Annotated in this window: 17 protein-coding genes; 10 read left to right on the forward strand and 7 right to left on the reverse strand. The window is 69.9% G+C overall.

Going from position 1 to position 19,357, the window contains the following annotated elements; genetic code table 11:
* Window positions 1–20 precede the first annotated feature (20 nt).
* The 3 genes from ABIC28_RS09560 to ABIC28_RS09570 all read right to left on the reverse strand — a co-directional run bounded on the left by ABIC28_RS09560 (window position 21) and on the right by ABIC28_RS09570 (window position 4,251).
* Window positions 21–2,666: a winged helix-turn-helix domain-containing protein gene (locus tag ABIC28_RS09560; protein ID WP_143548492.1), complete on the reverse strand. Its 2,646-nt coding sequence runs from the start codon at window positions 2,664–2,666 to the stop codon at window positions 21–23.
* A 161-nt stretch (window positions 2,667–2,827) separates the two neighbouring features.
* Window positions 2,828–3,829, reverse strand: a complete 1,002-nt coding sequence (locus ABIC28_RS09565) for an LLM class flavin-dependent oxidoreductase (RefSeq protein ID WP_097213140.1) — start codon at window positions 3,827–3,829, stop codon at window positions 2,828–2,830.
* A gap of 71 nt (window positions 3,830–3,900) precedes the next feature.
* Window positions 3,901–4,251, reverse strand: coding sequence for a GNAT family N-acetyltransferase (locus ABIC28_RS09570; RefSeq protein WP_097213037.1), 351 nt, complete (start codon window positions 4,249–4,251; stop codon window positions 3,901–3,903).
* A 94-nt stretch (window positions 4,252–4,345) separates the two neighbouring features.
* Between ABIC28_RS09570 and ABIC28_RS09575 the strand changes: the two genes are divergently transcribed.
* The 5 genes from ABIC28_RS09575 (at window position 4,346) to ABIC28_RS09595 (ending at window position 7,730) form a co-directional block, all read left to right on the forward strand.
* Window positions 4,346–5,329, forward strand: a complete 984-nt coding sequence (locus tag ABIC28_RS09575; RefSeq protein WP_354578589.1) for a pirin family protein — start codon at window positions 4,346–4,348, stop codon at window positions 5,327–5,329.
* Between the two features lie 12 nt (window positions 5,330–5,341).
* The gene (locus ABIC28_RS09580) at window positions 5,342–6,112 is read left to right on the forward strand and encodes a crotonase/enoyl-CoA hydratase family protein (RefSeq protein WP_097213035.1); all 771 of its coding nucleotides are present in this window, start codon (window positions 5,342–5,344) and stop codon (window positions 6,110–6,112) included.
* 83 nt (window positions 6,113–6,195) lie between these two features.
* On the forward strand, window positions 6,196–6,810 hold the full coding sequence (locus tag ABIC28_RS09585) for a TetR/AcrR family transcriptional regulator (protein WP_179800631.1): 615 nt from the start codon (window positions 6,196–6,198) through the stop codon (window positions 6,808–6,810).
* 40 nt (window positions 6,811–6,850) lie between these two features.
* Window positions 6,851–7,351, forward strand: coding sequence for a GtrA family protein (locus ABIC28_RS09590; protein WP_097213033.1), 501 nt, complete (start codon window positions 6,851–6,853; stop codon window positions 7,349–7,351).
* A 28-nt stretch (window positions 7,352–7,379) separates the two neighbouring features.
* Window positions 7,380–7,730, forward strand: coding sequence for a hypothetical protein (locus ABIC28_RS09595; RefSeq protein WP_097213032.1), 351 nt, complete (start codon window positions 7,380–7,382; stop codon window positions 7,728–7,730).
* A gap of 18 nt (window positions 7,731–7,748) precedes the next feature.
* Here the strand turns inward: ABIC28_RS09595 and ABIC28_RS09600 are convergent, their stop codons facing one another.
* Window positions 7,749–8,228 carry a MarR family winged helix-turn-helix transcriptional regulator gene (locus ABIC28_RS09600; RefSeq protein WP_097213031.1) on the reverse strand — a complete coding sequence of 160 codons (480 nt, stop codon included), beginning with the start codon at window positions 8,226–8,228 and terminating at the stop codon, window positions 7,749–7,751.
* 140 nt (window positions 8,229–8,368) lie between these two features.
* Between ABIC28_RS09600 and ABIC28_RS09605 the strand changes: the two genes are divergently transcribed.
* The 3 genes from ABIC28_RS09605 (at window position 8,369) to ABIC28_RS09615 (ending at window position 12,594) form a co-directional block, all read left to right on the forward strand.
* Window positions 8,369–9,205, forward strand: a complete 837-nt coding sequence (locus tag ABIC28_RS09605) for an SDR family oxidoreductase (protein ID WP_097213030.1) — start codon at window positions 8,369–8,371, stop codon at window positions 9,203–9,205.
* A gap of 151 nt (window positions 9,206–9,356) precedes the next feature.
* Window positions 9,357–11,060 (forward strand): SulP family inorganic anion transporter, encoded by a 1,704-nt coding sequence (locus tag ABIC28_RS09610; RefSeq protein WP_502945003.1) that lies wholly within the window; start codon window positions 9,357–9,359, stop codon window positions 11,058–11,060.
* 196 nt (window positions 11,061–11,256) lie between these two features.
* The gene (locus ABIC28_RS09615; RefSeq protein ID WP_269589545.1) at window positions 11,257–12,594 is read left to right on the forward strand and encodes a DUF1254 domain-containing protein; all 1,338 of its coding nucleotides are present in this window, start codon (window positions 11,257–11,259) and stop codon (window positions 12,592–12,594) included.
* 6 nt (window positions 12,595–12,600) lie between these two features.
* Here the strand turns inward: ABIC28_RS09615 and ABIC28_RS09620 are convergent, their stop codons facing one another.
* Together ABIC28_RS09620 and ABIC28_RS09625 are read right to left on the reverse strand one after the other, a co-directional pair.
* Window positions 12,601–13,827, reverse strand: coding sequence for an amidohydrolase (locus ABIC28_RS09620; RefSeq protein WP_354578594.1), 1,227 nt, complete (start codon window positions 13,825–13,827; stop codon window positions 12,601–12,603).
* Between the two features lie 55 nt (window positions 13,828–13,882).
* Window positions 13,883–15,583: an FUSC family protein gene (locus ABIC28_RS09625; protein ID WP_354578596.1), complete on the reverse strand. Its 1,701-nt coding sequence runs from the start codon at window positions 15,581–15,583 to the stop codon at window positions 13,883–13,885.
* Between the two features lie 352 nt (window positions 15,584–15,935).
* Between ABIC28_RS09625 and ABIC28_RS09630 the strand changes: the two genes are divergently transcribed.
* Together ABIC28_RS09630 and ABIC28_RS09635 are read left to right on the forward strand one after the other, a co-directional pair.
* Window positions 15,936–16,724, forward strand: a complete 789-nt coding sequence (locus ABIC28_RS09630) for a protein kinase family protein (RefSeq protein WP_354578598.1) — start codon at window positions 15,936–15,938, stop codon at window positions 16,722–16,724.
* 89 nt (window positions 16,725–16,813) lie between these two features.
* On the forward strand, window positions 16,814–17,812 hold the full coding sequence (locus ABIC28_RS09635; RefSeq protein WP_269589541.1) for an AraC-like ligand-binding domain-containing protein: 999 nt from the start codon (window positions 16,814–16,816) through the stop codon (window positions 17,810–17,812).
* Here the strand turns inward: ABIC28_RS09635 and ABIC28_RS09640 are convergent.
* Window positions 17,788–19,323 carry a bifunctional 3'-5' exonuclease/DNA polymerase gene (locus ABIC28_RS09640; RefSeq protein ID WP_179800630.1) on the reverse strand — a complete coding sequence of 512 codons (1,536 nt, stop codon included), beginning with the start codon at window positions 19,321–19,323 and terminating at the stop codon, window positions 17,788–17,790. The two genes, ABIC28_RS09635 and ABIC28_RS09640, sit on opposite strands and share 25 nt — an antisense overlap.
* Window positions 19,324–19,357 lie beyond the last annotated feature (34 nt).

The following is a 19,357-nucleotide window of genomic DNA, read 5'->3' on the forward strand; positions in this document are numbered from 1 at the left end:
GGTGAAATGCGCGGCCGCGGTCACAGCAGCCCGCGCGCCCTGGCCTCGGTGATGGCGTCGCGCCTGGTCCGCACGTCGAGTTTCCGGTAGATGCCGCGCAGGTGGGTCTTGACGGTGTTGACGGAGACGAACAGGTCCGCGGCGATCTGTTCGGCGGTGTGCCAGGAGGGCAGCTCGACGAGTAGTTCCATTTCGCGGGGGGTGAGCAGGTCCGTCGCGCCCTGCGCGGACTGCGGAATCACCGACCGCGCACGTTCGGCGAACTTGTCGTACACCCCGAAACGGCCGCGGTGCCGGTCCAGCAGATCCCTCAGCGGCTCGCCACCGTCGCGGAACGGCCGCAGGATGGCCTCGGGTTCAGCGATGGTGATCGCCTCGACCAGCGCAGACCTCGCGGTGATCGAGTCATCCCTGGCATCCGCGATCGTGGCCGCCATGAGCCAGGCGCGGATGAGGGTGACATCCGACAGGCATTCGAGTTCACCGCTGAGGACCGGGGCGAGCTCGCGGCGCGCCGCGTCCAGCCGTCGGTGGTGCAGCGACATCGTGGCCTGCAGCACGGCCACCTCGCCGCCGTGCCCGAGTTCGGCCGTGGTCAGCTCCGCGACCTGCGCGGCCCAGACGGGCTCCCCGACCTGGAGGAACGCGCGTTGGGCCGATGTCGCGAGGAGGGCGGTGGTGCCGGGCGGCAGCGGTCGGTTCCGCCCTGGCGCGCAATGGTCGCGGATCACCCTCGCCGCCGCGTGCCGGTCATCGGTGGACTCGAACTCGAGGATGGCCCCCAGGAGCACGGAGGCTCGCCCCATCGCCGGGCTCTCGCAGGCCGCGAGGTGCGGGACACACAGGCTCGCCAGTTGCGCCGCGGCCTCGTCCTCGACCCTCAGGTAGTGGCCCAGCGCGCCGAACAGCTGGGCGAGCTGGCAGTGGCGGTGGTCGGTGAGGTCATGGACGCGGCCGTGGTCGGTGGCTTCCGATGCCCTGGCGATCATGTCGTCGAGGCGGCACCGGTACGCCGCCACCGCTGCCAGGCCGGTGAGGGCCTCCAGGACCACGGCGGGCAGTTCGGCGGCGCGCGCGGTCGCCAGAGCGTCCTCCAGGTGCAGGCCCGCGGGCACGAGCCGGCCGAGATACAGCTCGGCGATGCCCTCCTGCAGCAGCGCGAAGGAGTCGAGCTCGGGGTCGCCGGCCTCGCCGACCGGGTCGGATTGCAGCGTCTTCAACGCGTTTTCGATACCACCGGTCTGAACGGCGACCTGCAGGCGGAGGCCGTCCCCGAGCATCTCGAGCTCGGCGGGCATCTCCGCGTCACCCTGATCCGATGCGCGGTCGAGCGCGCTGAGGGTGGACGAGGCGGCGGCGGTGTTGCCCCTGGCCAATTCCGCGGCGACCCTGAGCAACCGGGTGGACGGATCCGCCCGCACGGTCGGGGACACGCGGTCGAGGACACTGATCACGGTGGCCCAGTTGCCCGCGAGCACCAGCCGCAGTCCGCACTCCTGCAGCAGCGTCAGCAGTGCGTCGTCGTCGCCGGCCTGTAGTGCGTGTTCCAGTGCATGCTCGTGGTCTCCGCTACGAGCGAACCACCCGGCGGCGACTCGTTCGAGGTCACCGACCGCATCGCGCCCCAGTCGGCCGACCTCGGCGCGCAGATACTCGCGCAACAGGGGGTGATACCGATACCAGCCGGGTGAGCCGCACACCCGCTCGACCAGAAAGTTGGAGTGCTCGAGGGTGTCGAGGACGTCGCGGCTTCCCTGGTTCCCGGTGAGCGCCTCGGCGAGTTCGACGGTGAACGCATCGGGGACGGATGTCTCGACGACGAATTCTCGCTCGTGCTCGGTGAGACCGTCCAGCACCTCGTTGACGAGATAGTCGGCGACCACCCTGCTGTCCCCGCTGAAGTCGGTGATCATCGCGGTGGGGTCGGGGTGCCGTGCAAGGGAGATCGCGGCGAGTCGAAGACCGGCCGCCCACCCCTCGGTGCGGCCGAGGATCTTGGTCAGGTCGAGGCCGTCGAGGCGTACCCCGTGTTCCGCGAACAGGATCGCCGCCTCCTCCTCGGTGAAGGCGAGATCGCGATGGGAGAGGTCGCAGACCCGGCCCTCGAGGCGCATCCGGTGCACGGCGAGCGGTGGTTCGAAACGCCCGGCGAGGATGGTGCGCAGGCTCGGCGGTGCCCAACGAAGGAAATTCCCGAGCGCCTCGAGGACCGTCGGTTCGTGCAGCAGGTGCGCGTCGTCGAGGATCAGCCAGACCGGCTCGCCTACGGCCTCGAGCGCCTGGGCCATCGCGAACGGGTAGTTCTCATCGTTGATGGGCGGCAGGTCGCGAACGGCGTCCGAGACCGCGGGATTGCCGGTGCTCTCCAGGGTCGCGCGGACCGCGGAACGGACCGTGTCGAGGTCGTTGTCCCGTTCCTCGACGGTGAGCCAGGCGATCGTCGGCGGGTTGGGCTGCACGGAGACCGCGGCGGCCCAGTCCGAGAGCAGCATGGTCTTGCCCGTGCCCACCGGCGCGATGAGCATGGCGACGGTGGTCGGCGAGTCCGGCGGCGAGAACATCGCCTCGGACAGCGAATCCAGTAGTCGCCCACGGCGAATCACGGGGTGCGCATAGTTCGGGATCTGATTACGCGCCTGCTGTGTATCCCAATTCACTACGGACATCTGGCCACTCCCCGACGGTCGATCACGCCGAGGCCCGTTGCGTCGGCGTTTCCCCCGCTCACAGCACCGCGCGGGGGCCAGTAAAGGGATCGTAACGGCAGCGCAGGCTATTTGGGTGTCGTACGCGTGACCAATTGGTGGCCGGGGAGTGAGGCCCGTCATCACTGCCGGATCAGCGGGGCCACCTTGGTCCCCAGTAGCTCGATGGTTCGCATGACCTTGGCGTGGGGGAGCGGACCGACGCTGGGGTGCAACATGAACCGGTCGATGCCGAGGGTCTCGCGCATGTCGATGATCTTCTCGGCGACTTGTTCCGGGTTGCCCAGTATCAACGAGCCGCCTGGCCCCCGCAGGCCGTCGAAACTCTGTGGATTCATTGGCGCCCAGCCGCGTTCCCGGCCGAGCCCGGTCATTGCGGCCGCGTAGCTCGGGTAGAACTCGGCAGCGGCCTGCTCGTCGGAGTCGGCAACATATCCGTGCGCGTGCACTGCGATCGGCTGGGGTTCGTGGCCGCCCTCCTCGACGGCGCGCCGGTGCAGATCGGCAAGCGGCGCGAACCGTGCAGGTCTACCGCCGATGATCGCGAGCGCCATCGGTAGACCCAACAGTCCCGCCCTGGCAACGGATTCCGGGTTGCCTCCGACGCCGACCCAGATCGGGAGCGGGCGCTCGGGCCGGGGGTAGACCGACTGCCGGTCCAGGGGTGCTCGGTGGTTTCCCGACCAGGTCACGGTCTCGGAATCCCGGAGGGCCAGCAGTAGGCCGAGCTTCTCGACGAACAGCTCGTCGTAGTCGGCGAGGTCGTAGCCGAACAGCGGGAACGACTCGGTGAACGAGCCGCGGCCGGCCATCACCTCGGCGCGGCCGCCCGAGATCAGGTCGAGGGTGGCGAACTCCTCGAATACCCGAACGGGATCGTCCGAACTCAGGACGGTCACCGCGCTGGTCAGGCGGATATCTGAGGTGCGGGCCGCGGCGGCGGCCAATACGACGGCTGGGGCGGATGCCACGAAGTCCGCGCGGTGGTGCTCGCCGACCCCGTACACGTCGAGGCCGACCTGCTCCGCGAGTTCGACCTCCTCCAGGAGATTGCGCAGTCGTTCGCGCGGGGACACGCTCCCGTCGGTGTCGACCTCCGCAAATGTGGTCAAACCGACCTCCATCGAGCCACCCTCCGTCATATAGTCAAAATGTCAACTACATGGGTAACTCGACGCCCGGCGCGAAAATTCCGTCAGGCTTGCGAGTCGCGTACGGCCTGCAGTGCCTCGTGCGTCACCGGATCCACCGCGGCGGCGAAGTCGTCGTGCTTCTCGAGGTAGCCGGCGACGAAGGGGCAGATGGGGACGATCCGCTTGTCGGCGCCGACGGTCTCGGCGAGCGCGTCGTGGATCAACCGGCTGGCCAGGCCGCGGCCGCCGTACTGTTCCCCGATCTCGGTGTGGAAGAAGATCCGTTGGCCGTCCCGATCCAGATACTCGGTGAATCCGGCCAGTTCCGTGCCGAGGTGGATCTCGTAGCGGTGAAGCGCGGGGGCGTCTCGGACCACGGGGGCCGGCGCATCTGCGACATGTTCGTCTGCCATGGCCCCACTATGCCGCAGCGATACCCTGGAGGCGGTCCGACATGGGTTCGGGCGGAGTCCGTCGAGGGGCCGCGGCGCCCAGGATCGAGGAACGATGAGCAATCTCGACCCCGCTCCCGATGAGGTGGTCTGCACCGGCGACGACGGAGGCGAAAGCGGCCCGCGGTTGCTGGACTTCCGTGACGTCCCCCTCGGCGGCCCGCGCGCGATGCCGGTGCGGCGTTCGCTCCCGCAACGCGCGCAGTCTTTCATCGGTGCCTGGTGTTTCCTCGATCACTATGGGCCCGAAGATGTCTCGGCGAGCGGCGGCATGAAGGTCGCCGGTCACCCGCACACCGGGCTGCAGACGGTGTCCTGGTTGTTCACCGGCGAGATCGAGCACCGCGACACCACGGGTGTCCATGCGCTGGTCCGGCCGGGCGAGATCAACCTGATGACCGCGGGCTCGGGAATTGCCCACTCCGAGTTCTCGACGCCGCAGACGTCCGTGTTGCACGGTGTCCAGCTGTGGGTGGCGCTCCCGGGCGAATATCGTTTCACCGCACCCGCTTTCGAGCACTATGCGCCGCCGGTGGTCGATCACGACGGGGTGCGGGTGCTGGTGTTCCTCGGCACGCTCTTCGGGCAGCGGTCCCCGGTGAAGACGTTCAGCGCGCTGCTCGGCGCCGAGCTGACCCTGCCGCCCGGCCGTACCCTGCAACTCGACCTCGACCCAGCCTTCGAGCACGGCGTGCTGGTGGACACCGGTGGCGCGACGGTCGGCGGGGTGGGCGCGAAGCCGGGGCAAGTGGTGTATCTGTCGCAGGGTGCCACCCGGGTGGAGGTGCGGGCCTCCGACGACGAGCAGACGCGCATCCTGCTGCTCGGCGGTGAACCGCTCGGCGAGGAGATCGTCATGTGGTGGAACTTCATCGGCCGCAGCCATGAGGAGGTCGTGCAGTTCCGCGAGGACTGGCAGCGCGAACGCTCGGATCAGGCCGCGGCCACGCCCGGACGGTACGGCCCGTTCCCCACGCAGTGGCGCGAGACCATCCCCGCGCCGATCCTGCCGAACACGCGCCTCAAGCCGCGGCGCTGAGAAAGGCGACCCATGACCGATGATGTGGTTCTCGTCCGACGGGACGGCCCGGTCACGACCATCAGCATCAACCGGCCCGCCGTCCGCAACGCGGTGGACCGACCCACCGCGGAGGCCCTCGCGGCCGCCTTCCGTGACTTCGACGCCGACTCGGACGCCGCGGTTGCCGTGCTGCACGGGGAGGGTGGAACCTTCTGTGCGGGAGCGGATCTGAAGGCGATCAGCTCGGGGTCGGGCAATCGTGTCGCGCTCGACGGTGACGGCCCGATGGGCATCTCGCGGATGCGGCTCTCGAAACCGGTGATCGCCGCGATCGCCGGTCACGCGGTGGCGGGCGGGCTGGAGCTTGCCCTGTGGGCGGACCTGCGGGTGGCGGAGGAGGGTGCCGTTCTCGGCGTCTTCTGCCGGCGCTGGGGCGTTCCGCTCATCGACGGCGGCACCGTGCGCCTGCCGCGCCTGATCGGCGCCGGCCACGCCATGGACCTGATCCTGACCGGGCGGCCGGTCGACGCGGACGAGGCGCACCGCATCGGGCTGGTGAATCGGAAGGTCCCTGCGGGCGGGGCGGTGGCGGCCGCGCAGCGGCTCGCGGCCGACCTGGCGGCGTTCCCCCAGACGTGCATGCGTCAGGACCGGCTCTCCGTCCTCGAGCAGGAGGGGCTGCCGGAGGATCAGGCGATGCTCGTGGAGTTGCGGCACGGCGCGGTCTCTCTCGCGGACGGCACCTTCGAGGGCGCCACGCGCTTCGCGGAGGGCGCCGGGCGGCACGGCACCTTCGAGTGACCCGCAGGCGGGCCAGGAGGCGGCCCGACCTTCGGGAATAGGATACGAAACGGTAGCGTATCTATATTCCAATGGAGGTCACCGTGTCATCGTCAGCCAAGGCCGGTCGTCCGCGGGACGCGGACCGCGATCGGGCGCTGCTCGTCGCGACCCAGGATCTGCTGGCGGAGGTCGGATTCGACCGGCTGTCGATCGACGCCGTGGCGGCGCGGTGCGGGGCAGGCAAGACGACCGTCTACCGGCGGTGGGCGGGAAAGCCGGAGCTCGTCGCCGATGCCGTGGCGTTGCTCCACGAGATTGCCCACGCGCCCGACACCGGAGACCTCCGGACCGATCTGGTGCTCATGGCCAGGGCCTGGCACGACCCGGACTCGCGGCGCGACGCGGTGATCGGCGGCCTGCTCACCGGAATGGTGCACGACTGCGGGCTGCGTGAGGCGGTCAACCAGGCCATCTCGGTGCCGTACAAGCAGGTTTTCGCCACGGTCGTCTCGAGGGCGGTCGAACGGGGGGAGGTGCCCGGCGACCGGGACATCGATCTGATCGGCACAATCTTTCCCGCGATCACCTTCCACCGGCTGTCGGTCATGGCAGAGCCGATCGACCTGGCCTTCATCGAGCGAGTCGTCGACGGCGTGGTGGTGCCGGCACTGACCGCGGGCGGCTCGTCGCCGGCAGGCGATGCGACGTCCCGCTGAGGGGGACAGATGCGGATGTCCGCGTCGAGAAGGGGCTTTCATGGACGACGTGATCACGTACGGTGACGGTCGCGGCGACCCTGCGCCCGTCCGCGACGATCCCGGCGCGGCGTATCCCTGGATCAGGGGACGGACCGGAAGTGGTCGCCTTCGGGGCGACGGCGTCATCGCGCAGTTCGTCCGGTTCGTCCTCGTCGGCGGGTCGAGCAACATCGTCTACGCGCTGGTGTTCCTCCTGCTCCATTCCAGGGGCACGTTCGCGGCCAACGTCGCGGGCGTGGTGGTCAGCACGGCCCTGGCCAATGAGCTCCACCGCAGGCTGACCTTCCACGCATCCGCGCGGGTCCGCTGGTTCCCGGCGCAATGGGAGGGTGGCGGGCTCGCGCTCGTCGGGTTGGCACTGAGCACGCTCTCGCTCGCCCTGCTCGATTTCTGGCTGCCGTCGGCGGGCGGCTTGGTGCAGGCCGTCGCGGTGGTCGCGGTCAGCGCGTTCGTCGGTGTCCTGCGCTTCCTGGCCCTGCGTGGTTGGGTGTTCTCGTAGCGGACCCGACGGAGAACGGGAGAAGGAGATGGCTGAACCGAGGCTCCTGCTCATCGGCAAACTCCAGTCCACCCTGGACGTCCTGGCCGAGGAGCTGTGCCGCCTCGGCCGCGACGTGCTCGCGACCAACGACCGCACCCTGGTCGGGCAGATCCTGGCCGAGGGTAAGGCGGATCTGGTCGTCATCGGCGGCGGGCTCGACGAACCCGCGCGAGCGGAGATGCGGGACTACGTGCTCGGGCTCAGCCCGGACATCCCGTTGCACCTGGCGCCACGGGGTGAGGGGACCAGCCCCGCGACGGCTCTCTCGTTCGCGAACGAGCAGGTCGTGTTGTACAAGGTGCTGGCCGCGGCGATGCGGGATCAGTCAGAGGGGTAGCCCGGACTGGAGCTGGGATCAGTGCGGAACGTCCCTTGTGGCGTCGTATGCCTGCGGCAGCGAATCCCCGGCATTGAGCGCCAGTAGCAGTTGGTGCAGGTCATCGCGCCGCGAGGGGTCGAGATCGGCGAGGGTCTCCTCGTTGAGCGAGGCCAGCAATCTGTCGGACTCGGCGGCGGCGTGCCTGCCCTCGTCGGTGATTGCGATCAGGAAGCGCCTGCGGTCCTGCGGATCCCGCGTGCGGCCTGCCATGCCCAGCCCCTCGAGGTGATCGATGGACGAGACCATCGTCGTCGGATCGATGCGCAGCTGGTTTCCGAGTTCGAGCTGGGAGCGGGCTCCTGCCTCCGCGAGCACCTGCAGGATCAGATAGTGCCGGGTGCGCAGCCCAAGGCCGGCCAGCCGATCCTCGCTGAGGCGGGACATCGCCTGTCCCAGCTTCATCAGCAGGCAGCCGGTGTGGCGTGCCGCGGCGTCGGAGACCAAGGGCTCGGTCACGAGTCGGCACCTCCGATTCCAGGGCGGTTGGGAGTGACGATCATATGGGGCCGCGCCCTCGCCCCAGCGCCCGGCTTCCAGTATGGTCCGCGACAGAAACCATTCGCAGTACTGATTATTTCTACCCCGAGGGAGTTGGCATGGCCACCGAGTTCGTCCAGTCCATCGATCTGACCGGTAAGACCGTCTTCGTTGCGGGCGGGACCAGCGGAATCAACCTCGGCATCGCCGAGGACTTCGCCCGGGCAGGCGCCCGGGTTGCGGTCATGAGCCGCAGGCAGGAGAAGGTCGACGCCGCCGTCGAGCGGCTGACCGCGCTCGGGGCCGAGGCCATGGGTGGCAGCGCCGACGTTCGCGACTACGCCGCGACGGAGGCCGTGCTCAAGGACGCGCACGACCGGTTCGGCGACTTCGACGTGATGGTCTCGGGCGCCGCGGGCAACTTTCCCGCCGCGGCGCTGGGGCTCTCGGCCAACGGATTCAAGTCGGTCGTCGACATCGACCTGCTCGGCACCTTCAACGTCCTGCGTGCCGCGTACCCGTTCCTGCGCAAGCCCGGTGCCTCGGTCATCAACATCTCCGCGCCGCAGGCGGTGCTGCCGACGGTGACGCAGGCGCATGTGTGCGCGGCCAAGGCAGGCGTCGACATGCTCACCAAGGTGCTGGCCCTGGAGTGGGGTCCGGCCGGTGTCCGGGTCAACGGCGTGATCCCTGGCCCGATCGACGGGACCGAGGGCATGGCCCGCCTCGCCCCCACCGAGGAGGATCGGGCCCTCGTCACGAACAGCGTTCCCCTGCGCCGATACGGGACCCCACGCGACGTCGCCAACGTGTGCCGGTTCCTGGCGTCTCCGCTCGCCGATTATGTGTCGGGCGTGGTGCTGGCCACCGACGGGGGTTGGGCGCTCGGCGGTGCGTCCGCCACGATGGGCGTCATCGGTCAGCCGCTGCTCGACGCCGCCGACGCCGGAGCCTGATCGGTCCCCTGTCGGGTCAGCCCGTCGACGACCGCCCCATATTTGTCGGCCATTCCGGTCGAGCGGTTGCGCTTCACCCTCCCGAGGTGAGGCGCGGCCGGGGTCGGAGCACCGATCATGAGGCAACCGTACGAAGGGGGGCCGGCCGAAGGTGAACACGACAGACAAGGCAGGGCGGCGCTGGTTGCTGTTCGGTTCCCTCCAGGGCTACCAGGGCAAGTGGATCCGGCCCGACGTCATCGCCGGACTCACGGTCTGGGCGGTGCTGGTGCCGGAGGCCCTGGCCTACGCGACCATCGCAGGGGTGCCTCCCGTGGTCGGCCTGTACGCCGCGATCCCTTCCCTGATTCTCTATGCGGCGGTGGGCAGTTCGCGACACCTGGTCGTCGGGCCGATGTCCGCGACCGCGGCGCTCTCCGCTGCCATCATCGCGCCGCTGGCGGGCGCCGACGGCGGCAAGTACGTCGCGCTGTCCGCGGTGCTGGCCATCGCGACCGGCATCGTCGGCCTGCTGGCGGGAATGATCCGGCTCGGCTTCATCGCGTCCTTCATCTCCGAGCCGGTGCTCAAGGGCTTCATCGTCGGACTCGCGCTGACCATCATCATCGGCCAGGTGCCCAAGCTGTTCGGGGTGCCGAAGTCCGAGGGCAACTTCTTCGAGCAGGCTTGGGGCGTCATCAGTCACCTCGGTGACACTGATTGGCGCACATTGACGGTCGGCCTGCTGAGCCTCGCGGTGGTGCTGGGGCTCAAGCGCTGGCTGCCACTGGTCCCGGGTTCGCTGCTCGCCGTGCTGTTGGGGATCGCGGCGGTCACGGTGTTCGGTTTGGACGGCGAGGGCGTCGAGATCGTCGGGCACATCGACTCCGGGCTGCCGTCGGTCGGCCTGCCGGGCGGCGTCGGGTTCGACGACTACGTGGACCTGCTGGGGCCTGCGGTTGGCGTGCTGCTGATCGGCTTCGCGGAGGGCCTTGGCGCGGCCAAGACGTACGCGGCGAAGGCCGGCTACGAGGTGGACGCCAACCGCGAGCTGCTGGGGCTGGGCGCCGCGAACCTCGGATCGGGCCTGGCGTCGGGGATGGTCGTCAACGGCAGCCTCTCGAAGACGGCGGTGAACGGGGGAGCGGGGGCGAAGACTCAGGTCAGCGGCCTGGTCGTCGCGGTGCTTACGGTGGTCACGCTGCTCTTCCTCACCGGGCTGTTCGAGAAGCTGCCCGAGGCCACGCTGGCCGCCGTCGTCATCGCCGCGGTCATCGAGCTGGTCGACGTGTCTGCGCTGAGGCGGCTCTACGGGGTGTGGACGCAGCGGCTGGGCAGCATCTACGGGGCCGCCGCCCGCGCCGATTTTGCAGGCGCGGTTGCCGCGATGATGGGCGTCCTGCTGTTCGACACCCTCCCCGGCCTGGTGATCGGCATCGGGGTGTCGATGTTGCTGCTGCTCTATCGCTCGTCGCGTCCGCACGTCGCGGCGCTGGCGAAGGAGGGCTCGTTGTGGGTCGACGCCGAGCGTCATCCGGAGGTCGCCACCCGCCCGGACGTGGTGGTGGTCCGCGTCGAGGCCGGCCTGTACTTCGCGAACGCCGACCACGTGAAAGACAGCATCGAGGCGCTGTGCACCGACGAGACCCGCACGGTCGTGCTGGACGCCGAGACCTCGCCGTTCGTCGACGTCAGCGCCGCTGAGATGTTGATGCAGTTGCGGGACACACTCGGGCGCAAGGGGATCGAGCTGCGGGTTGCCCGAGACATCGGGCAGTTCCGGGACACGCTCAGGCAAGCGGCTCCGGACGGCAGGGGCCTCGGGGTGTACCCGACCGTCTCCGAGGCCCTCGCCGACCAGGGCTCGGGAATCTGACATGACATCGGCCGGGATCGAATGAGGATAGAAGCACCCACACCCATGGGATGACCTGCGCGCCCGTGAGCGGTTGATGCGTCTCTGGACTTGTTAACCGCGCACGGGCGGCGGAGCCGCCTCACACGAGACGGGTGAGGCGACCCGGCGGCTCCCCGTGGTGCCATGGGGGGAATCTCGGAGAAGGGTGCATTCTGTGGGTGTCGAACTGAAGGATCTGGCCGCCAAGGCCTACGTGTACGGGTTTCCCCTCGTGTTCAACCTGGACCAGGTGCGCCGTTACGTGACGACGGGCGTCGGGGCCAATGCCGCGGCACCGTTCAACCGGTTCAGCCACGCCGACACCCTCGCCGGACCGAAGGACACCTTCGTCTCGATCAACAACGACACCGTGTATTCGATGGGGCAGCTCGACCTCACCAACGGCCCACTGCTGCTGGAGGTTCCGGATACCGACGGCGCCTACTACGTGCTCCAGTTCGTGGACGCGTGGACCGACAACTTCGCGTACGTGGGCAAGCGGGCCACCGGCACCGCCGCGGGGCGGTATCTGCTCACCCCGCCGGGCTGGTCGGGCGAGACGCCGGCCGGTGTCCGCAGGATCTCTTGTCCCACCTTGGTCGCGTCGATCGTGGGGCGGTGGGCCTGCGCCGGTGAGGAGGACCTGCCGCGCGTCCGTGCCCTGCAGCAACAGCTCACGCTGACGGAGGTCGGGGCACAGACCCGACCCCTGGGGCTGCCAACCCCGGATCCGAACGTGCCCGAGGCGCTGGCGTTCTGGGAGAAGCTCCGCGTCTACCTGCAGGCCTATCCGCCCGCGGCCCAGGACCTGCCGCTGCAGCAGTCCTTCGAGCCGCTCGGCCTGCTGGCGTGGGGTACCTCGCCCTATGCCGACGCCGAGCCCGCGCTGGCCGCGGCGCTCGCCGCAGGCGCGAAGGCGGGTCACGACGGACTGGTGGCCGCGCTCAGGTCTGGGGCAGGCGACGCCATCGTCAACGGATGGCATCAGCCGTTCCACGTCTTCGACTACAACGACGACTACTTCGAGGTCGGCACCATCAACTCGCCGGAATGGCGAATCGACGACCGCGCCAGGGCGATCGGGCTGCGGGCTGCCGCGGCGATGGGTGGGCTGTGGGGTAACCACGGATACGAGGCGGCCTACTCCCCGGTCTACCTCGACGGCGACGGCGACGAGCTGACCGGTGAGCGAAGCTACACGCTGACTTTCGCCCAGACGCCGCCGGTCGACGCGTTCTGGTCGATCACCATGTACGACCTGCCGGAATACTTCCTGGTGGACAACCCGATCGACCGGTACTCGATCGGCGACCGCACCCCCGGGCTGGTGTACGCGGAGGACGGCTCGCTGACGATCACCCTCAGCGCCGTCGAACCGACGGACCCGACAGCGCGGGCGAACTGGCTGCCGACCCCGACGGCGGGCTTCCGGCCGCTGCTGCGGATGTACAGCCCGCGGCCCGAGGTGTTCGACGGGACCTACGAGACCCCACCGATCGACAAGGCCGTCTGAGCCGATTCAGCTCTGTCCCAGCCACTCCCGGGCGGCGACCACCAGCGCCTCGATGCCGACCGTCAGGGTCGGCTCGAGGACCGGAGCGAAGCGCGCGGAGTGGTTCGACGGGATGTCCCGGTCGGTGGTCCCGGCCGCGGCCGCCCGCATGAAGGCCTCCGGTTCGGCACCGCCGAACAGCCAGTAGCAGCAGGGCGCCCCTGACGCGGTCGCGAAGACCCCGACGTCCTCGCTGCCCGTGACGGGCCCGGGGTCGAAGACGTGATCCTCCCCGAACCGCAACCGGAACACGGCGGCGGTGCGCTCCACTGCCGCCGGGTCGTTGACGAGGACCGGAAAGCTGTCGATCGGGGTGATCTCTGGCGTGCGGGTCGCACCCGCGGCGGCGGCCTCCGCCTCGACGATGCGGGTGACCGAGTCGAGGACCCTGGTGCGTACCGCGGCGTCGTAGGTGCGGATGTTGACCTCGAGCACGGCCTCGTCGGGGATGATGTTGTCCTTGGTGCCCGCGCGGAGGGAACCGACCGTCAGGACCACCGTGTCGGTCGCGGCCACGGTCCGCGACACCACGGTCTGCAGCCGCAGCACCGTCGACGCGGCCATCACCACCGGATCGATCGTGGTCTCGGGCCGCGAACCGTGGCCCCCCTTGCCGAACATCGTGATTCGCAGCGCGTCCGTCGCGGCGAAGGCGGGTCCCGGCCGGACAGCAAGCATGCCGGCGGGAAACGGGCCCACGTGTTGCCCGAGCACCACATCTGGGGTGCCGAACCTGTCGAACAGGCCGTCGTCGACCATGGCCTGCGCGCCGCCGCCGAGTTCCTCGGCCGGCTGGAACACCGCGAGAATCGTTCCACACCAGCCGGACCGGTCGTCCACCAGCTCCTCCAGTGCGCCGAGCAGACACACCACATGCATGTCGTGGCCGCACGCGTGCGCCACCGGGACATCCTCGCCGTCGGGATCGGTGCCGCGTGCGGTGCTGGCATAGGGCAGCCCGGTCTCCTCCGCGATCGGCAGCGCATCCATGTCGGCGCGCAGCAGCACGGTGGGGCCGTCGCCGCGGCGCAGCGTCCCGACGACGCCGGTCCCGCCCACGCCCGTGCTGGTCTCGAAACCCAGCGCGCGCAGCCGGTCCGCGATGATGCCCGCGGTCCGGGTCTCGTGGAACGACAGCTCGGGGTGGGCGTGCAGGTCCTTGTACAGCTCGGTGAGTGCCGTGGTGTCGACCATAGCGGTCCTTCCGCTCGACGGGCACCCAGTCAAACCCGAACCGCCGGTCCGCGTCTCATGCTTCGCGGGTGAATCGGCAGGCGCGCAGCCGGTCCTCCCAGCCGTCCGGATCCGCGAGCCGCCCGTTCGGATCCGTCGCCCAGCACTGCGCGAGCAGGTCGTACCCCAGCGTGCAGATCTCGAGGTGCCGTGGCCACTGCCGTTGCGTCCAGGCCCGCTCGTTGTGGGCGGCATCGGCGGCGCTCAAACCCGCGCCGATCAGCTCGAACTGGACATCCCGCCGCAGCGCCATCATGGTGGCCGCGGTCGGCGCGGTGGTTCGCAGCCCGGACACCAGGGCGAGCGCGGTGTCGAGCGTGCGGTTCTCGGTCCAGCGGAGGTCGCGGCGGTGTGCGCGTGGGGCCACCGACCACAGGACGACAAGCGCCACGACGACGCCGAGCAGGGTCTCGAGGAAGCGGTTGACGATCATCGGCCCGATGTCCGCGTCGGGATGCGAGGCGCCACCGATGAGCATCGCCAGCGGGGTGATGAAGATGACCGCCAGCCCGTAGTTGCGGGCGATGTACAGCTCGATCAGGAACTGCAGCACCATCAGCAACACGATCAGGCCTGCGCCTGTCGGCGTGAGCGCGTACAGCGCGGCGAAGAGCACCAGACCGGCCGCGGTCCCGACAAAGCGGTGTATTCCGCGCACGGTGCCGCGGATCCGGTCGGGTCCCTGGTGCAGGACCAGGACCGCCGCGATCACCGCCCAGTCCGGCCGGTCCAAGCCCACGGCCACGCTCAGCGAACCCGCGACGAGACTCGCCAGCAGCACACGCATCGCGGTGGTGCAGGCGTGCGAGTCGACGGCGAGCGAGCGCCGTATCCGGTACCGGAAATCAGGGCGCGCCAACGGGATCTGTGGGGTGGGGGCGTCGAGTTCGAAATCCGGCCCGTCGTCGTCGGAGCGCGCGACCCCCACCAGTCGCAGGTGCGCGGACAGCAGCGACCGGACTGGATCCGCCTCGGGTCGGCGCTCCGGCAGCCCCGCGTCGTAGACCGCGGACCACGCGGCGTGCACCGCGGTCGCGGCCTGGTGTCTCGCCGCGACCGCGGGGGCATCGCTGCTGCGCAGTTCGACGTAGGCATTCACCGAGCGCACGGCGGCGGTCACGGCGTCACGCTCCGGTGCCCGGCGGTCGCGGAGCGTCCCCGCCATCGCCACGACCAGCGCGCTGACCACACCGATCGCCGTGCAGCCCACGATGACCGCCGCCGAGATGCCGGACCTGGACATGATCGTTGCGACCGCACACGTCAACACGAAGAAGAACGATCCGGGCGGGCCCAGCCTCGCCGCGGACACCACATAGGTCCCGACGAGCGCCACCGCCGCGAGCATCGCGACCTCGATCAAAGCCGGTGTCGCCGAGTCGAAAGGCCAAGTCCGGTAGACGGTTCCGCCGACCAGTGCGCCGAGACCCGCGGCCGTGAGCAGGGCGGCGCCTGCGAGAAGAACGACTCGCCAGCGGGCCCGGTATGGCCTGCCCTCGCCGTAGATGACCGCGAAGGCGCCGAGGCTGAAGATCAGTGCCTGCTCCTGGTGGCCGAACGCGACGGCGAGGAGCGCGGGCACCCCGAACGCCAGAGCCGCCCGCACCCCGCCCGGCCATCGCCTGCCCGCGGGCGGGAGACCGAACGCCAGCGACCGGGTCTGCGGCGCCGGAGGAAGCGAGGGACGGGGTGAGGGGTCGGGGGTCACATCGGGCACCGTCCAATTCAACTCCACCTCGATTCGGGCGCCGCCACGTGCGTCCGCGGGGGTCGGGGGCGCCGCACTCGTGCGGATAGGAGAAATGGCCGCGGAATCGGTCCGCCGGACCGTGCGATTCGCGCACGAGGTTTCGACAATTCGCGCCTGCGTGCGGGCGCCGTTCTCGGCCGCCGTCACCCGCGGGCGGGTCCTACCTGCGAGTTCGAGTCACTCCGTCGGTCTCGACAATGACCGTCCATTTCGCCGGCCCGAAATCCCGTGGTTTTAGGGGTCATTTACTTTCCGGGCCTGTGTGAGGATGCACCGATGACATTGGATGTCACTCATTCGCCGGGCCGAATGCCGGTCTATGCGCGCTGACACCGAGCGGCTGCCCATCGTCGCAGCGAATACGGCTGGTCTCGTCAGACCACATGTCCCCGGGTGCGTCGCACCGTCGGGACGCATCCCGGGCAGCACCTTCGCGGTCGGACGGTACCGACTGCTCTCCTGCTGTGGCGCGGTGCCGTCTGCGGAGTTCTGGCGCGGGCTCGACCTGGTCACCGGCCGTGAGGTCGGGCTGACCCTCTTCGCCGGCGACGGTGTCCGCGGCGACGCGGGCCCGCAGGTGGACACGGACGAGATCTTCGCCCGCACCGTATGGATGTGCGGCATCCGCGCCTCGGCCGTCCCGCGGATCGTCGACATGGTCGACGCGGAATCGGCGGGGGCGGTCGTCACCGAGTGGGTGCCGAGCTGCTCGCTGTCCGAGGTCGTCGAGGGCCGGCTGTCGGCCCTCGACGCAGCCGCCGCGGTGCGGCCCCTGGCGCACGCGGTGTGCCGGGCGCACGAGGTGGACGGCGTCCTCGCCCTCGACGATCCGGATCGGCTCCGCGTGAGCATGGAAGGGCATGTGTTCCTGGCCTTTCCTGGTCCGCTTCCGGATGCCGACCGTTCCTGTGACGTGCGCGGTCTCGGCGTGGCGCTCGCCACCCTCGCCACCGGGGACCTTTCGGGGTCGGGTGCCGCCGCGCTGCGCGCGCGTGCGCCCTCACCCGTTGCGGAGATCATCCACCGGACCGTCGGCGGGGGCGCCGACGTCAGCGCCGAGTGGGTGGCACACCTGCTCGACGAGATCGCAGCCGCTCCGGCCTGGTGAATCGGCCTCGTACGAGACCGTACGGTCCGCTCGGGCTGTAGTCTTCACCGCACAGAAGGTTCCTTTGTCGGGGGTGGGCAGGGGTGCGTATGAAGGGGAAATCTCTACCGCAGGCCGCGTCGTTGACGCAGCAGTTCACCGACGGTCTGCGTCTCAGCGGGCGGGAAGGCCTCGAGACCCTGTCGGCGGCGGCCGACATGGTGGCGATCAACCCTGACCGTTTCCGTGCCGTCATGCACTCGGCGGATTTCGGCTCGATCCGGGTGAACAGGCTTCGGACCTCGGCGGTTTCGGGGATCCGGGCGCCGGACCGGCTGGCGGACGACCACGGCGTGTACCTGTCGATGGTGTGCGTGCGGACGGGGGAGATCCGGATCCGGCAGAACCGCATCGCCAGCTGTGCGGAGGCGGGCCAGATCGCCTTCGTGGACTTCGCCGCCCCCTTCGAGGTCGAGCTCTCCCATCGCGGGGACTACGTTTTCGTCTACCTGCCGCACGACCTGCTGACCGCACGGTCGGTGGACGCCAGGACTCTGGTCGGGGCCTCGGTCACCGCCTCGCCGCTCGGTGACACGATCGCCGCGGCGATCGAGAAGTTCGCGGTCGCCGACATGTGCGGCCCTGGCTCCGCGGAGGCGGCGCTGATCGAGCGCGCGATCCTCGACCTGTGCCTGGCGGTGATCTACCAGTCGACCGGCGACACCCAGGTTCGTGACGAGATCGGCCTCCGAAATCGAGCGCGGGCAAGGGAATTCGTCGAGAGCAACTTCACCGACCCCAGGCTGACGATCGCCCAGGTCGCCTCGAGCATCAATGTCAGCCCCCGCTACCTGCAGAAACTGTTCGAGGAGGAGGAGTACTCGGTCTACGAACTGATCCGTCGACGCCGGGTCAGGTGGGGTGTCGCCCTGCTGACTGATCCGGGCGCCGCGCACCTCACCATCAGCCAGGTGGCGCTCCGCAGTGGCTTCGTCGGTCTGAGTCAGTTCAGTCGCGCGGTCCGGGACATAGCAGGAGACTCGCCGCGCGGGATTCGTCGGCAGGCGGAACTGGCTGCACCACTTCATGTCTCGAGTGGATCGGCGTAGCAGTCCCGCACCGCGACGTCCATCGGGAAGCGCACCCTCGTGTCGCCGAACAACAGCCGGGTGGCGGCCTCCGTCGCGGCCAGCACGTGCGCGGTGGCGGACTCCGGATCGCGACAGTGCACGACCACCTCGTCGTGCTGGAAGAACACCAGTTCGGCGGTGCCGTCGTCCGCGATTCGTCGCCGGAGATCGGCCAGCAGGCACAGCGCCCACTCCGCCGCCGTGGCCTGCACCACGAAGTTGCGGGTGAACCGGCCGCGCGCGTGTGGATCTCCGCCGGACCACCAGTCGGCGTCCGGTGGCGGACAGGCCCGGCCCAGCCAGGAGTGCACCACCTCGCCGCGTTCCCCCGTCCGCGCGGCATCCTCGACGTACTGCACCGCAACCGGAAAACGCTTGCGCAGCAGGGTCAACAGCGCGCGTGACTCTCCTGCGGTGGCCCCGTACAGGACGCCGAGGATCGCCACCTTGGCCTTGCCGCGATCGCCGTCGAACACCTCGGCGGCGACCGGCGCATAGAGGTCGTCCGCGCCCGCCGCGGCGACCATCAGCGGGTCGCCGGACATGGCCGCAAGAATGCGGGGCTCGAGTTGCCCGGCGTCGGCGATGACGAAGGTGTGGCCGGGGTCTGCGATGACACTGGTGCGCAAGGCTTTCGGGATCTGCAGTGCCCCTCCGCCGCGACTGGCCCAGCGTCCGGACACCACCCCACCCGGAACGTAGACGGGTCGGAATCGGTCGTCGCGCACCCAGGTGTCGAGCCAGGTCCAGCCGTTGGCGGCGTGCAGTTTGGCCAGATCGCGGTAGTGCAGCAGGGGCTCGATCGCCGGGTGGTCGATGTCGCGCAGCAGGTAGGCGCGGGTGGAGGTGAGCTCGACACCGTCGCGGGCGAAGGCCTCGACCAGCTCGACGTGTGACGCGGGGTTGACCCGCCGTCCGAACGCTGCACCGATCACCTCGGTGATCTCGCGGATACGCTGCGGCACAGCGTCTCCGGTGGTGCGCGGGCCGAGAGTGCGTTCGAGCAGCCGGTGGTGTTCGACGGCGGAGAACGGCAGTCCGTGGTGGCTCATCTCGGCGGCGGCGAGAGCGCCCGCGGACTCGGCCGCGACCAGCAGGCGCAGGCGCGGATCGTCGCCGATCAGCGCGAGCTGTGCCTCGTGGTCGGCGACAACCGCCGCGGGGTCGAGAGGTGGTGCGGCGTCGAACAGGCCGGGGCGTTCGTCGGCCGGGGGCTGTGGGGAGACGGCGGGCCCGCCCGCCCGCACGCTCAGCAGGGCGCCGGCGAGCGCCAGGTCGTGGCAGCGCTGCACACGCAGGCCGTCGCGCAGCACGGCGGGATAGACGGCAGCGGTGTCCGCCCACACCCACCGCGGGTGCTCGCCCGGTTCGAGCGCGCGCACCGCCGCGGACGGGTCGGGAAAGGGGAGCGGGTCGCCCAGCGCGCGCCCGCGGTCGTCCGTGCGGATCGCCAGGGCGTGCTCGGGTCCGGGCACCAACACGATTCGCACGGCGCCCAGTGTGCCGTGCGGGTACGACAACACC

The organism is Rhodococcus sp. PvR044, from assembly GCF_040548995.1.
Taxonomy (GTDB): domain Bacteria; phylum Actinomycetota; class Actinomycetes; order Mycobacteriales; family Mycobacteriaceae; genus Rhodococcus_G; species Rhodococcus_G oryzae.

Excerpts from the sequence above, each read along its gene's own strand:
- ABIC28_RS09630 (WP_354578598.1), top strand. The coding sequence starts at position 15,936 with ATGCGCGCTGACACCGAGCGGCTGCCCATCGTCGCAGCGAATACGGCT.
- ABIC28_RS09590 (WP_097213033.1), top strand. The coding sequence starts at position 6,851 with ATGGACGACGTGATCACGTACGGTGACGGTCGCGGCGACCCTGCGCCC.
- ABIC28_RS09565 (WP_097213140.1), bottom strand. The coding sequence starts at position 3,829 with ATGGAGGTCGGTTTGACCACATTTGCGGAGGTCGACACCGACGGGAGC.
- ABIC28_RS09560 (WP_143548492.1), bottom strand. The coding sequence starts at position 2,666 with ATGTCCGTAGTGAATTGGGATACACAGCAGGCGCGTAATCAGATCCCG.
- ABIC28_RS09580 (WP_097213035.1), top strand. The coding sequence starts at position 5,342 with ATGACCGATGATGTGGTTCTCGTCCGACGGGACGGCCCGGTCACGACC.
- ABIC28_RS09605 (WP_097213030.1), top strand. The coding sequence starts at position 8,369 with ATGGCCACCGAGTTCGTCCAGTCCATCGATCTGACCGGTAAGACCGTC.
- ABIC28_RS09575 (WP_354578589.1), top strand. The coding sequence starts at position 4,346 with ATGAGCAATCTCGACCCCGCTCCCGATGAGGTGGTCTGCACCGGCGAC.
- ABIC28_RS09595 (WP_097213032.1), top strand. The coding sequence starts at position 7,380 with ATGGCTGAACCGAGGCTCCTGCTCATCGGCAAACTCCAGTCCACCCTG.
- ABIC28_RS09570 (WP_097213037.1), bottom strand. The coding sequence starts at position 4,251 with ATGGCAGACGAACATGTCGCAGATGCGCCGGCCCCCGTGGTCCGAGAC.
- ABIC28_RS09620 (WP_354578594.1), bottom strand. The coding sequence starts at position 13,827 with ATGGTCGACACCACGGCACTCACCGAGCTGTACAAGGACCTGCACGCC.
- ABIC28_RS09635 (WP_269589541.1), top strand. The coding sequence starts at position 16,814 with ATGAAGGGGAAATCTCTACCGCAGGCCGCGTCGTTGACGCAGCAGTTC.